The following is a 13182-nucleotide window of genomic DNA, read 5'->3' as shown; positions in this document are numbered from 1 at the left end:
CCGCGGCGGAACGCGGCTACCGGTAAAGCGGGCACCGACGAAGCGGGCACCGACGAAGCGGGCGGCTACCGCGCTCGGCGATGAGGCCGATGTCGCGGTAGCCGCCCGCTCTGCTTTCCGAAGGGTACTCAGGCGGTCGTCTTCCGGCGGCGCGCCAGCACGAACACGCCGCCGGCGGCCAGCGCGGTCGCCGCGGCAACGCCACCGACCACCGGGTTGACCAGCGGCACTGCGGCGGTGTCCGCCGACGGGACGTCGGTGCACAGCGCCAGGCCGTCACACGATCCCGGGGTCTGTCCGGGTGCGGATCCGGCTTCGGTCACCGCGCTGACGAGCTGGTGATCACCCTGCTCCGCGTACGGCTTGGTCTTCACCTTGAATGTCACGGTCACCGACTGTCCCGGCTCGAGCGAGCCGGTGAGCGTCCGATCCGCACCCGTCGGCGACACGGTGATCGCGCCGTCCGAGCTGGTCGGGCCCGACAGCAGATCGGCGTCATCGAGCACGCCCGACATCACGAGCACATGGTCGACGTCGATGCGCTGCTTGCCGGTGTTGGTGAGCGTGGTGGTGTAGGTGACCTCGTCGCCCTCGGACACCGGGGTCGTGGTGTCGGAGGTGTGCGTCACCTGCAGTTCGCCGGGCGGGGCGTCGAGTACCAGCGAGATGTTGTCCAGGTAGCCGTCGTTGGCGGGCGCGATGTAGCGGACGAAGTTGGCGGTGATGAGTACCGAGCGTGCCTGCGGGGGTACCGGGATGGTCTCCGCGCGTTTGACGAACCCGCTGGCGTTGCCGCGATCGGCCGCCTTGACCGGGGCGAAGTGGGCGGTGTGGAGGGCGCCACCCGATGTGTCGCGGAACTCGTAGGTCAGCTCGGAGTAGTCGTTCTGGTTCAGGTAGCCGCCCAGGTAGGCGGACATGTCCGCGGTCACCAGGCCTGCGTCGATCAGCGCCGCGGACGGGGTGAGGTCGACGGTCTGCGTCATCGTCGACGATGCGCCGCTGCCAGTGAACAGCCGTGCGCCGCCGTCGAACGTGCCGACCGTCGCACCGGTCGAGTCGACCACGACCGAGGCCGGGTAGTTGTTCCGGCCGTGGGCCTGGGTTGCCACCGGGCCGGTCCAGCCCGTCGTCCCCGATTCGGCGCCGCCGTTGACGACCAGCTCACCGGGCTGGTCGACGACCGGAGCGGCGGCGGCGGGCGCGGCCCATGAGGAGTCCGGCCGCTGTCGTTGCGAGGGCGATCCCTGCGCCTCGGCGCAGTGCCGTCAAGTTGCTCACGATTACTCCTTTGTTGAATGTGACTGGTGCTCAGACGTTCTGGGTGTGCTGGCGTCGGAGCAGCAGGAAACCGCCGCCGGTCAGGGCGGCAACTGCCGTCGCGATTGCGGCGATGGCCGGGTTCACCAGCGGAACGGCCGCGGTGTCGACAGTCATCGCCTCGATGTAGTTGTCGGTGCCGAAGCAGCAAGCCGGTCGGTGCCACGAGACCTACCCGCGTGGTCGCACCCAGCGCAGCAGCCACCAGACCCGTGACGGTCTTTGCAACTGACGTCTTCCCCCCAACCCCATTCGGATGTCGTCCATCGCGAGGTTTACCCACGAACTGGCGCGGAATCGGTTCGGCGGCTGGTTCGTGCGGGCCTTTCGTGTGGAATGTGCGCGATCCCGCAGGGGTGCGGGATCGCGCATTCGCAGCCGATGCCTGGCTATCCGACGACCGGCGCCATGCGCGTCGCGGACCGCAGGTTGTCCCGAGTGTGTAGTCCGGTAGACCGCGATCCGAACCCCGACCAGTTGCGCGATCTCTTCGGCGCGCACGGTCGGGTCGCGCATTACCAGGACCGGTGCCTGCACCGATCCGGGGCGCTGTGTTCGGGTGCGTGCGACAACTGGGCCCGTTGATTGCCGACGCAGCGAACCCAGTTGTCGCGTCTCCAGGGGATCGCGTTTGGCCTGAGTTACGTCGGCCATCATGTTGATGGCGTATGTCGTGGCGTAGAGAGCGTTCGGGCGCCTGGTCAGTTGTCAGAGCGACTGGTTGTAGACGAAGCACAACGCCAATTGGACGTCGGTGTCGATGCACAGGATTGCCGGCGCCTGATCGGTTCGGTTCCGCGCACCGATCCCGCACACCGTGACCGCCCGGCGTCCGCGTCGATGCTGCACGAGGCACCATCGACGCGGAGAAGTGGATCGAGAGCTGCACGAGATGAAGAGGGTTCGGATGTACGCACTAGGCGCGGGGCCTAGTGCCGGTGCGGGCTCGGCGGCCATGGCCGGCGCGGGAACGCTGGCCTTCACGGGCGCGCCGGTTGCCGGCGCGATGGTGCTGGTCCTGTTCGTGCTGGTGATGGGGTTGCTTCTCGTTCGCGCGTCGCGAGTTCGGGCCAACGAGCTGCCCGACCTCGCCTGACGTGTCCGTGGTGCGTCGTCGAATCCATCCGTCGGGTCCGCCGTGTACAGAGGCCGGCCCTGGTGAACGTCCACGAGGGCACGCCACTGCGCATCGCATTCCTTGGACCGGCGGGGGCATCCGGCCGCGCCGGTACTCGCGGCCACCCCGCACCCGGGACTGTCGGGTCGTGCGGGCATAGACACCTCACGCGGTGTCCTGGTTGACGACCGCCACACAGGCCAGCTCCGGTCGCGGGACAGGCCGGCGATCCGAGTGAGCGTGCGAGGGAGCTGCGCTTGACGGGTGAATCCCCTTCGGACAGAGGGGAGTCCGGGGGGCCGCACGAAGGTGCGGTCCTCCGCAAAACTGCGTTCGGTCTCCCGCCCGATTTGCGCGCATTCGAGCGACCGTGGCTCGAAGTGCCCCATTCTTTGCAGCAGTCGAGTCGACTCCGCATGTCGACTGCGGGCTGTTCTAAGGGGAGTGGGAATGGACCATCCGATGGAGTCGGCGGCGCTGCGCCGCGCCCGGATCGCCGTCGTGTACGGCACCGTCCGGAGGCCATCAAGTGTGCCCCGTCGGTGAAGGTCATCGACGCACATCCTGCCCACGAGGCGTGTGTCATCGTCACCGGCCAGCACACGACGATCATCGACGAGGTGCACGAAACCTTCGGTATCACGGCCGATTACGGCTTTCAGGCTGCGCGAATCTGACCGGCACCGCACCGCTGGCGGTGTTCGGCGATGCATCGCGCCTGCGTCCTCGACGCCGACGCCCACCGGGCGATGGCGCGCGCCGGAAACCCGTACCGCGACGGCCGCGTGGCCACGCGGGCCGTCGCCGGGATCACCGAATTGGTCGGAGCGGGAAGCCGATTACCAGATTTCGTCGGGGGCAGCTCTCTTGCCCCGGCGAGCTAGCGGCGCAGCAACGGTCTGCGCCGCTCACCGAGATAAGGGAGATCACCCAATGACAACACTGGTTCGCCGGGCGGCGGGGACAGCCTCCGCGGTCGGCCTCGTCGCCGGACTGGCGATGACCGCCGGCGTCGGTGTGGCCTCGGCCGCACTGCCTACCGAGTGTGCGCAGGCCGGTACGACGGTCACCTGCACCTACAACTACACGGGAGCCGAAGCGGCCCTGCCGATCCCGGCGGGCGTCAACTCCGTCCAGGTCACCGCCACCGGCGGAAACAATGGCAACGTCGGCGGCAACCCCGGACACCCCGGCATCGCATCGGGCACGGTTCCGGTCACGCCCGGGTCCACGCTGTTCATCGCGGTCGGTGGCGCCGGAGAATGGGGCCAGGGTCAGTCCCAGTATTGGCCCGGCGGCTGGAACGGCGGCGGCAGAGGCTTTGGCTGGGGCCACGGCGGCGGCGGCGCCTCGGACGTGCGCACCATCTCGCGCACCCAGCCCGGGACACTGGACAGCCGGCTGCTCGTCGCGGCCGGCGCCGGCGGCCACGGCGGCACTGCGAACGTGTACGGCGGCGACGCCGGCAAGGACGCTGTCGGCGGCCCCGTCCCCGGTAAGGCAGGCGGCGGTCTCATTGGCGTCGGCGGCGACGGATCCAATGGTGGCATTGGCGGTGGCGGTGGTGGCGGCGGCTACCGCGGCGGCGGCGGTGGCGGCGCAAACGCGACCCAGAACTCCGGCGGCGGCGGCGGAACCTTCCTCGTCCCGGCCGGCGGAACCACCAGTGTTGCACCCGACTACCGTGCGGCCCAGGTCGTGGTGACCTACGAGGCGCCGCAGGGCGTCCTCCAGGTCGCCACGACGTCCGACGCCACCGGTCCGGTGACCGACGGCCAGGTCGTCAACTACACCACCACCTTCACCAACACCGGCAACGGACCCGTCGCGGTCGACCGCGCCCTGGTCCTGTCCGGCCTGCTCGACGACGCCGACCTCGTCTCCGGACCCACCAGCGCCGACCCCGCACTGACCGTGGCCAATTCCAGCTCCGGCGTGTACGGCGTCACCGGCACCCTCGCCCCCGGCCAGTCGGTCACCGTCACCTACTCGGTCACGGTCAAGCCCTACGCGGACCAGGGCGACCACAACCTCGTCGCACTCGTCGCCGACCCGGCGAACCTGCCCGCAGGCACGCCGTCCACCTGCTCGGGTGACCCGCTCTGCATCGAGACCGCAGCCGCGGACAGCGCCGCCGTCCCGATGGTCAACCCGGCCGTCGCCGGCGGAGTCGGCGTCGCAGTCGTCGCCGGACTCGGCGCCTTCGCCTTCCTGCGCCGACGCAACAGCAACTCGGCAGCCTGACAGCCGCCGAGACCGACAGCGCACCTGAATGAGACCGGGACCCCAGCCGGAGGGATCCCTGCACGAAGGCGGATGGCCGCCCACCTGGTCTGGGTGGGCGGCCATCCGTCGTGTTACGCATGCTTTTTCGGTCACGCTGCCCTGACGCGAGGAGCCGTGTCGTGCCCGACAACCGGATCGCCACCTGGATCACGTGCCACCACCGTTTCGGGCACGGTATGCATCATCGGGAGTCCGATTCGACAGAGTCTGGTGCGGGCGGATGGCGTTGTAGATGTGCCGGTAGCGGTGGACTTCCATGTCGAGGGCGTCGCCGTCACCGATGAGCCCGCGGTAGAGGTGCTCGTACTTCAATGTGCCGAAGAACCGTTCGACCACTCCGTTGGTCTGCGGTGACCGGACCCGGGTGCGCACGTGCCGCAGCAGCGGGTCGTCGCCGGTGAACAGTGCCGCGAAGGTGCCGCTGCGGAAGCAGGGTCCGTTGTCGGAGACGACCGCGATCGGTGCCGGGGCCTGGCCGATCACCGTGTCGGTGTCGTCGACGACGTCCATCAGGCCTCGATCCTCGCGGAGGTCATCCAGCGTAAGAATGCGCTCGGCTTCGATGACGGCCTGTTCGACGCAACGGACCGCGTCGGCTGCGGTGGCGGTCGGGGTGACGGTGATCGCGAGGCAGTATTTGGTGGCGTAGTCGATGACCGCGCAGATCCGCCAGATCCCGCCGCCGGTGGTCTCGAACTCGGAGAAGTCGGTCTGCCACACCCTGTTCCTGACGGTCGGTGGGTTCGTGAACACCCTCCGTCGCAGCTTCGCCCACGCCCTGCGGTCAGCGCGGAACCCGACCGGCAACAGCAGGCCGCGGCGCCGCAGCGCCCGCTCCACGGTCGAGTCCGACACCGCGTGGCCGTCGGCGCGCATGAGGGCGGCGATCTTGCGGTGCCCCCAGGCGGGCCAGTCCTGCGCGTACTTCGCGGACAGCGCCTCGTAGCGGTCGACCTTCGGCGCCGGCGGTAGGTGCGTTCGGCGATCTGAGCGAGTGGTGCGAACCTCGAAACCGGCAGCCCGGCTGCCTCTCTCAGGGATTCGAGGTCTCGGAAGGGACTTCGTCGACCAGCTTCGCGCCGTGCTGCCAGATCCGCAGCTGCACCGTCGCCTCCGCCAACGCCAACTTCAGTTGTTCGTTCTCGCTGCGCAGGCGGCGTTCCTCGACGGTCCCGCGGTGCCCAGCCGGGCCGGAAGGTTGTTCCTCGAGCCGCTGCCGGCCGGCGTCGAGGAACTGCTGCTTCCACTTCGACACCGACATGTCGGATACCCCGTGCCGGCGGGCAGCCTCGGCGCCGCTCATCTCCCCGGACAGCACCGCGAGCACGACCCGCATCTTCACCTCGACCGGGATCTTCGTCCGCCGTGACCTCGCCATACGCCCACCCCTTCCGGCATGTGCCCGGATCGTAAACGCCGGGGCCCTGCCAGAAAGTCTGACGCACGAGACCCACAGCATCCCGAACGGGAGTACGAGCTGATTGCGGTGTAGTACGACCCGGCCAACTGGAACCGCGAGATCGCCGACCAGGTTCTGGTGAACCACGGCTACCGCCGCGAGGGGGAGTGGTGGAACAGCGCCGAGGACACCGGCTACGACTCCTGGTCGGCCACGGTCGTCGAGGACAAGTGCCGCTAGAACGCTCGGATGGGTCCATCGCAGGGAGATGGACGGACCCATCCCAGAAGGGGAGAAGATGACCGAGACCACGCACTACGACGAGCCGACCATCGACGACGAGCTGGACGGCGAATGGATCGACCCCGACCTCGATCCCGAAGCGCACCTGTTGTGCGCGGCGATGTGGTCCCGCGACACCGCCGGGCTGCTCTTCGTCGTCGACCACCTGCGCGAAGACGACTTCGCCAACCCCTTCCACCGCCCGATCTACGCGGCCATCCGCGACGCCGTACTCGCTGGTGCCCCACACGATCCCGTGAGCGTCGGCGCTGAACTGGCCCGCGCCGGACGCGACCGGGTACCCCAGGTCGTCCACCACACCCACCGGGCGGTGCTGACCCTGGGCAGCTCCGCCGGGGCTGTGCGTCACTACGCCGCCAACGTCGTCGCCGTGGCCTATCGCCGGTCGTTCCACGACCTCGCCCAGAAGATGAGCTATGCGGCCGAAGCCGCCGCCGAGGACGAGTTGTTCCCTCTGCTTGTCGAACTTGGAATCCGGCAGCGTGCCGAGTCCAACCGCCTGGCCTCTATCCGCCGCGGACCTGCACCCGACGCGGTGTAGGCGATATGTGCCGGCGATCTAGGAGGGCTGATGAGCAGTAGCGTTGCACGTGCGGCCGAGGCGATGTCCGACGAGGAGCTCGCCACCGCGATCGACGCCCTCCACACGCGTGGACGCTGCTTCCTGCTCGACGGCAACGTTGACGCAGCGCGAGAAGTCGCGGCAGACAGGATGATCTGCCTCTCGATCCAACGACACCGCCGCCAGCGCGACGGTCAGGGCTGAGTGTGATCCGTATTCCACCTCAGTCGAAACAGACCTGATTGTCTTATTCGCCTGTTATCGATGGAGTGCGTTGGCCGGTCGACGATGTGATCGGCGCGGTTGTTCGAGCCCCCCTGACCTATCAAAGGACTTCCCTTCTGTGACGACACCTTCCGGCGGAGCATCGACACCTCCAGGCTGGTACCCGGATCCTCAATCGCCCTCGCTTCGCTGGTGGAACGGTCGGCAATGGACCGATCAGTGGGCGCCGCCGTCGTCGATCAGGCCGGTCGGCTCCATCCCACCCGCAATGCCCGCACTCCCGCCCCCGGCCCGTATCGTCCCACCGCGGCCTGTGCCTCCGCGGAAGCGAAACACACTGCCGTGGATAGCGGCGATCGTCGCCGTCATTGGCATGATCGGCTTCGGAATGGCGAGCGGCTCAGGTGACTCGAACAAGACTTCATCGGCAACTGAACTGCCCACGAACCCACAACAACTGGCTGCCAATTTGGACGTGGCCGACGACGCAACGTTGAACGACCCGAACACCTACCACCGGGTCGACGACGCCGAGTTCAAGAAGGTGATGTACCCATCGGGCGACCTGAAGAACTTCCCTTATCCCTACGTCGGCTCGCGAGTCATCATCTACGGCCGCGTCGACAACGTTGCGCCGAGCCCTGATGACCCGTCCGCCGCAACGTACTTCGACGCAACGACCAGCAACAGCGATCTCGGCCCGTTGGTCGGACTGAGCCTCAAGTCGCGAGATGCGCCCATCATCGGCCTCAAAAGTGATGTCGGCGAGGTCAAGCCGGGCGACAACCTCGAGATCTTCGTCGAGGTTCGGCGGCCGTTCCTCACGGGAGAAAAGGTCTTCGGCTCGAACCTGCGGCATCCGTTCCTGGTTGCTCACATCGTGCGCGTGCTCCGTTGACGTAAGTCGGGGCGGCACTCACCGGAGGTCGGAGTCATTTCCACTGGGCAACTGTCAGCGAGGTCCCCGGCCGGAGCGCACCTTCTGCTCACGCTGCAGGTACTTGTAGACCGCCGGCTGCGAGAGCCCGAACATGACCTCGAGTTCCGCGACCGTCTTCGCCCCGCTCGTCTTCAGGTCGAACATCTCGCGCTGCTGCTCCGCAGTAAGCAGCAGCTTTCGCCCGCGATAACGGCCAGCCGCCTTCGCCGCAGCAACGCCATCGGCCGTCCGCAGGTGGATCAGGCCGGACTCGAACTCGGCGAACGTGCGTCCGAGCATCCGGAACACGATGCGGTCCTTCGGTTCTGACGGGTCGTAGGTCGTGCCGTCGAACATCAACCGCACCCCCCGTTGCTCGAGCGTGGCGACGGCCTCGCCCAGATCGGCTACCGACCGAGCAAGTCGTTCGAGCCTCGTCACCACGAGCACGTCCCCGGACTCGACCGACGTCAGCGCCGCAGCCAGGCCGGGGCGATCACGGTCCTTGCCCGTGAGCCCGCGATCGACATGGATGTGATCCTCCGGCACCCCGAGTGCGACCAGGTCAGCCCGTTGTTCGTCCTCGTCCGACTCGTCGGCGTCCGAGCAGCGTGCGTACCCAATCAGCATCCCGCCAGTCTATTACACATTGGTGGGTGTTTTGTATAACGCTAGACTTCAGCTGAACTGCAGCTTTATTTATAGGTGGGGTTTCAGTTCATTCGGCTCGGGAGTGCGGTACACCCCGTCAGATGTCAGACCGACAGGAGACAATCAACGCATGGTCAACTTCCTACTGATCGCGTCTCTGATCATTATCTTCGGAGGGATCGTGTTGAGCCGCAGTAGGTTCAAAGATCGACCTCTCGGACGCTTGGCCTTGCCGGTGCAGGCCGTCGGAGCGATCCACCTGGGCGTCGGCAATTGGTGTCGGATTCGCCTAACGTCGTCATCATCTGTATTGCGATCGTCTTGACCGCCGCGAATCTCGCCATGTGGGTGCGAGAAGTCCGAGCGCGACGCATTCCCGGCAGCGCTTGAGGCACGAGACATCCACGGCGAATGAAGGCCGGGCTTGCTGAGCAAGCCCGGTGTCAGTGCCAGAAGTCGGCTGCACATGTCCAGGTCGTCGAACGGCGTCTTGTGAAGTGGGGAGTATTTAGGCGTCAGATGCCGGTGGCCGAACGCCCCAGTCGAGGTAGGCGGCCGTCGCTCTGCAGATCGAGGGTCTGGTCGGCGGTCGAGACCCTCGCGTAAGGGTGGTTCGACCACGACAACATCGGCGAGCAACTCGCTCGTGGTGTGGCGGCTCGACCGCTTGGGTCGCTCCCTGCCGCACCTTCTGCAAGTCGTCACCGACCTGGAGGAACGCGGCATCGGCTTCCGCTCCGTCACCGAGTCCATCGACACCACCACCGCCGGCGGCAAACTCATCTTCTCCATCTTCGGCGCCCTCGCCGAGTTCGAACGCAACCTCATCCGTGAACGCACCGCCGCCGGCCTCGCCGCCGCCCGGGCCCGCGGCCGAATCGGCGGGCGCCCGCCGAAGATGACACCGAAGAAGATCAAGCAAGCAAAACTGATGCGCGACAACGGCATGAGTCAGCTCGAGATCGCCGAGATCCTCGGCGTCGGCCGCACCACGCTGTACCGGCACCTGAAGTGATGCCGCCGCTGTTCAGCCAGCACGACTGGTCAAAACGCACACCCAAACCCGCATGAAGCCACTCAGGCGGTTCCGGGAAACCTCACCGGGACCGCGCTATCGGGCAGGCATCGGACCGGATCGCCGATTCCGAGCCGTGGCACCCCGAGATCGCGGGGCGAGTACACACCACTTCCGACCTCAGCAGATCAGAAGACCTCAGCACAACACCCCGTTGGGCCAGGTCGTCATGCACTCGACTTCTGAAGCAGACACTGTGACTCGCGACGATACGTAGCGGCGGAAGTCTGCCGGAGCCGAGGCGTCTGGACGAGGTGGGCTGTCCGCGCAGATCGCTAGGCTCTGGGGAATTATCCGACGGCATGACAGATGGGGCACGGGCATGGGACTGAACGAAGGCGAAGTCATGAAGCAGCTCGGTATCGAGTCTTGGAGGAACCTCTCCAAGGACAAGATGCTGCGGTTCGCCGCGATGATGCCCGATATGGACACCGAGGTAGCCCTCAAGATCATCGAAAAGTTCCCAGATTTCAAGGAGTTTGCACTGGACACGGTGAAGGAGATGGAAAAGGCCCACGAGTCTACGCTCAAGTCAAATGACAAGAGCCAAGATCAGGTCTACAAGGCTCTCCAAGAGATCCGCGAGATTCTCAAAGGTGAACTCGACAGGGACGATCTCACTTGGGACCAACGTAAGTTCATCCTCGAGCAGATCCAGGAAAATGGGAAGCTCGTATTCCAGAAGGACAGCGAAGCTAAGCAGTTCTTGAATACCGTCTTCGGAAAGGTCGCGCTAGTTGGGGGTAGCGTGGTCGCTTTGGGAGTGGTCTTCGTGGGTGGGAAGATGATGGTCGAACAGCGTGACGACATCGACCGCATCGACGCCTGAGTCCTAGCACAGAGGTGTGCGCACAGCCTGCCAGTTTCAGAAGGCGACTGCACGCTTGGCGAAAGCACCATCACCGAGTTGTTCCCTGTCAGACTGCTGAATCTCGATCCCGTGGGTTGATCGGATATCCCTGTCGAGGCCGCAGTGTCCATCAACCGATGGTCAAAATGCACACGCGGACGCACAGGAAGCCGCTCAGACGGTTCTCAGGAAACATCACCTGGATCACGCTACTCAAGCGGGCGATCGGACCGGATCGTTGCTTCCGGGCCGTGGCACCACTGGAGCGCGAGGCGAGAGGTGCACACGTCTTCTGACCTCAAAAGATCAGAAGAACTCAGCACAACACCCCGTTCGGCCAGTTCGTCGTGAACTCGACTTCTGAAACTGACAATTGGACTGACTGCGCTACGGATGCAGGCGACGGGGTGTCCTGTTTGACCGAAAGAAGGCGGATGGTCAAGTACTGTCCACTCTCACAAACGTTTCGGAGAGCACTCAGCTCGACCACAGCGGAAAGACCACCACATGAGCCGTACAACCACCCTCACCGCCGCCACCGTCCTGGCGGGAGCCCTGTTCCTCGCCGCTTGCGGCAACGACGATGGCGCCAAGGTTGAAACCAACAGCAACTCGTCGTCCTCCCAGGGGCAGCAGGCAGAGACCCCGGCCCAGCCGGTCTCTAAGTCCGAATCTGTCGTGCAGAGATTCACCACGGCTCTCGATAACCTCGGCATCAAGCACGCCGAGCCCGAGCGTGTAGAGGTTGGACTATCGGGGGCTCAGATGGTGTTCGATATGCCAGTGAACGGCTACGACGCCGGAATCAACATCTTCCCAGACAAGGAAACGCTCGCGACGTGGCAGAAGGCCAGTGATGCCTTCGGCGGGATTCACATCGCTCTGTCCAATGAGTATGCCGTGCTGACGCTGAACAGTAGCGAGGGGATCGCTGACTCAGCGAAGATCGCCCCGATGATCGCCGAGGCCGTCGGCGGCACCGCATACGGGGTCTAGATGCGCAACCGGTGACTCCCCGGCGCTATCTGGGAGTCGCCGGCGAGTGCAGTCAACTCTTGAAACTTAGTGCACACCGCTTCTGACCTCAGCAGATCAGAAGAACTCAGCACTACACTCCATTCGGCCAAGTCGTCGTGAACTCGACTTCTGAACCTGACACGCGATTCGCCGCCCCCTCCGTTCGGCTGTCCTGTTAGTCCACGGTCAAAATGCACACCCGAACCCGCAGGAAGCGACTCAGGGCGTACTCGAGAAGATGGCTTCGTGGCGGACACGGCGACAGGACGTGCACCAAGTGAAGCTGTGTCCCTGACTGAGGTCGACGAGCAGCTGGGAAGGCGACCTCGTCATCTCCGGTCTTCTGCAGCTGAAGTTATGAACTTTCGACGACGCGCCATCGAAAAGTCACATGGGGTGCGACATACGAGCCGTTGGTTACCTCACTCTGTACATCAAGCATCTCGACCAATGCCAGTCTTCCGTGCTTGTTCATGAGGACCACGGTGTGCCCCACGTGAGCGACCACACTGCGACCGGGTGACAGGTGCCCGGCGAGGTCTGCGTCCTCGTAATCGGTGCTTCGGACGATTCCGACGGCCTCGATCGGGTCTTTGTACACGTAGACCGAGTCGGATCCATGGCCACTGACGTGGAATGAGAACTCCGACACTCCGTAGCCCCAGTGAAAATTCTTGTGGGGGGCATCGGCGTACGCGAAGCGGACTTCTCCGCTCAACGAGGGACTCCGCCATTGCGACGGATCGCTGCGCAAGGAGTGCTGCTCAAGTCGAGAGGAGCGCTCGCGCAATGTTGCGATCGGCGTCGCGTGGTCACGGTTCGTCGGCAGTCCTTCGATCCAGCGCCACAGGTCCTCGACTTGTTCGGACCCGGGGAAGTCGGCGGGCCTCGACGGATCATGGTTGAAGGGAAAGCCTTTCGGGCTCGCATCTGCAAGCCAGTCCGGCAGCTGATAGTCGGGGTTGTCCTTGAACAGCACTGCAAGCCATGTTGCCGGGCGATCGGCTTTGACCTCTGCGATCCAGGAGTTTTCCTTCCCGACGCCGGAATCAGGCAGGGTGTCGGCTCGATGCACGTAATTCTCGTCGACGACCAGAAGAACGTGCTTGCTGTCGACGACACGGCGCATGAACCCGGTGAGATCGTCACCGTAGTCGAGGTCCGCGTCGATGAGTACGTCGATTCCCAGGGCCTTCAACTGGCTGGCGAGCAGCCGAACCCATTGGCGATGCTCGTCCGAAGTCCATGCGTACGAGATGAATAGATCCGCGCCCAAAACGTCTCCAATCGCCTGCCCTTTACTGGGAACATGATCCTCTCAAGTCGCTCGGACCGGTTGGCTGCCGCGTCGACGATGGCAGACGGGCGGGATGCGGAGTCGGTGGTGCTAGTCCTGCCGACCGATCGTCAAGTAGGGCACGCTCTCGATCCTGTGCCGTCAGGTGTCCTGTTTGACGA

The 13182-nt window shown here is 65.3% G+C and carries 16 protein-coding genes and 2 pseudogenes; 11 read left to right on the top strand and 7 right to left on the bottom strand.

Translation table 11 applies throughout. The features are described 5' to 3' along the window. Window positions 1-128: 128 nt before the first annotated feature. The 3 genes from ACQ5DX_RS29225 to ACQ5DX_RS29215 form a co-directional block, all read right to left on the bottom strand. Entirely contained in the window at window positions 129-1112 is a 984-nt protein-coding gene (locus tag ACQ5DX_RS29225; protein WP_430336221.1) for a hypothetical protein, read from the bottom strand. A 199-nt stretch (window positions 1113-1311) separates the two neighbouring features. Beyond that, on the bottom strand, window positions 1312-1437 hold the full coding sequence (locus ACQ5DX_RS29220; RefSeq protein WP_430336220.1) for a hypothetical protein: 126 nt from the start codon (window positions 1435-1437) through the stop codon (window positions 1312-1314). Between the two features lie 591 nt (window positions 1438-2028). Beyond that, window positions 2029-2169, bottom strand: a complete 141-nt coding sequence (locus ACQ5DX_RS29215; protein ID WP_430336219.1) for a hypothetical protein — start codon at window positions 2167-2169, stop codon at window positions 2029-2031. A gap of 58 nt (window positions 2170-2227) precedes the next feature. Between ACQ5DX_RS29215 and ACQ5DX_RS29210 the strand changes: the two genes are divergently transcribed. From ACQ5DX_RS29210 to ACQ5DX_RS29195, 4 genes are all read left to right on the top strand, one after another. After that, entirely contained in the window at window positions 2228-2416 is a 189-nt protein-coding gene (locus ACQ5DX_RS29210) for a hypothetical protein (protein ID WP_430336218.1), read from the top strand. Window positions 2417-2979: 563 nt separating this feature from the next. Next, window positions 2980-3114 carry a hypothetical protein gene (locus ACQ5DX_RS29205; RefSeq protein WP_430336217.1) on the top strand — a complete coding sequence of 45 codons (135 nt, stop codon included), beginning with the start codon at window positions 2980-2982 and terminating at the stop codon, window positions 3112-3114. A 30-nt stretch (window positions 3115-3144) separates the two neighbouring features. After that, window positions 3145-3321 (top strand): hypothetical protein, encoded by a 177-nt coding sequence (locus ACQ5DX_RS29200; protein WP_430336216.1) that lies wholly within the window; start codon window positions 3145-3147, stop codon window positions 3319-3321. Between the two features lie 49 nt (window positions 3322-3370). Next, window positions 3371-4681, top strand: a complete 1311-nt coding sequence (locus ACQ5DX_RS29195; protein WP_430336215.1) for a hypothetical protein — start codon at window positions 3371-3373, stop codon at window positions 4679-4681. Window positions 4682-4870: 189 nt separating this feature from the next. Here the strand turns inward: ACQ5DX_RS29195 and ACQ5DX_RS29190 are convergent, their stop codons facing one another. Next, window positions 4871-5599 carry a transposase gene (locus ACQ5DX_RS29190; RefSeq protein ID WP_430336214.1) on the bottom strand — a complete coding sequence of 243 codons (729 nt, stop codon included), beginning with the start codon at window positions 5597-5599 and terminating at the stop codon, window positions 4871-4873. A 157-nt stretch (window positions 5600-5756) separates the two neighbouring features. Beyond that, a complete protein-coding gene (locus ACQ5DX_RS29185; RefSeq protein ID WP_430336213.1) occupies window positions 5757-6101 on the bottom strand; it encodes a transposase in 345 nt (114 codons plus the stop codon). Between the two features lie 319 nt (window positions 6102-6420). Here ACQ5DX_RS29185 and ACQ5DX_RS29180 point away from each other — a divergent pair, with 319 nt between their 5' ends. From ACQ5DX_RS29180 to ACQ5DX_RS29165, 4 genes and pseudogenes are all read left to right on the top strand, one after another. After that, window positions 6421-6966 (top strand): DnaB-like helicase N-terminal domain-containing protein, encoded by a 546-nt coding sequence (locus ACQ5DX_RS29180; RefSeq protein ID WP_430336212.1) that lies wholly within the window; start codon window positions 6421-6423, stop codon window positions 6964-6966. Between the two features lie 30 nt (window positions 6967-6996). Next, a complete protein-coding gene (locus ACQ5DX_RS29175) occupies window positions 6997-7191 on the top strand; it encodes a hypothetical protein (protein ID WP_430336211.1) in 195 nt (64 codons plus the stop codon). Window positions 7192-7330: 139 nt separating this feature from the next. Next, window positions 7331-7435 (top strand): annotated as a pseudogene (locus ACQ5DX_RS29170) (DUF2510 domain-containing protein); the annotation flags it as partial. 150 nt (window positions 7436-7585) lie between these two features. Next, window positions 7586-8110: a hypothetical protein gene (locus ACQ5DX_RS29165; protein ID WP_430336351.1), complete on the top strand. Its 525-nt coding sequence runs from the start codon at window positions 7586-7588 to the stop codon at window positions 8108-8110. 54 nt (window positions 8111-8164) lie between these two features. On the opposite strand, the gene ACQ5DX_RS29160 is transcribed toward ACQ5DX_RS29165, so the two are convergent. After that, window positions 8165-8761, bottom strand: coding sequence for a recombinase family protein (locus ACQ5DX_RS29160; RefSeq protein ID WP_430336210.1), 597 nt, complete (start codon window positions 8759-8761; stop codon window positions 8165-8167). Between the two features lie 643 nt (window positions 8762-9404). On the opposite strand from ACQ5DX_RS29160, the pseudogene ACQ5DX_RS29155 reads away from it, so the two are divergent. The 3 genes and pseudogenes from ACQ5DX_RS29155 to ACQ5DX_RS29145 form a co-directional block, all read left to right on the top strand. After that, a pseudogene (locus ACQ5DX_RS29155) lies at window positions 9405-9797 on the top strand (recombinase family protein); the annotation flags it as partial. Between the two features lie 382 nt (window positions 9798-10179). Further along, on the top strand, window positions 10180-10686 hold the full coding sequence (locus tag ACQ5DX_RS29150) for a hypothetical protein (RefSeq protein WP_280763744.1): 507 nt from the start codon (window positions 10180-10182) through the stop codon (window positions 10684-10686). 528 nt (window positions 10687-11214) lie between these two features. After that, the gene (locus tag ACQ5DX_RS29145; RefSeq protein ID WP_430336209.1) at window positions 11215-11703 is read left to right on the top strand and encodes a hypothetical protein; all 489 of its coding nucleotides are present in this window, start codon (window positions 11215-11217) and stop codon (window positions 11701-11703) included. 376 nt (window positions 11704-12079) lie between these two features. Here ACQ5DX_RS29145 and ACQ5DX_RS29140 read toward each other — a convergent pair whose 3' ends face one another. Beyond that, complete coding sequence (locus ACQ5DX_RS29140; protein ID WP_430336208.1) at window positions 12080-13000, bottom strand: toll/interleukin-1 receptor domain-containing protein; 921 nt, start codon at window positions 12998-13000, stop codon at window positions 12080-12082. Window positions 13001-13182 lie beyond the last annotated feature (182 nt).

The organism is Rhodococcus sp. ACT016 (assembly GCF_050477185.1).
GTDB lineage: Bacteria > Actinomycetota > Actinomycetes > Mycobacteriales > Mycobacteriaceae > Prescottella.
The sequence above is the reverse complement of the archived record's forward strand: the minus strand, read 5'-3'. Positions and strand labels throughout refer to the sequence as shown.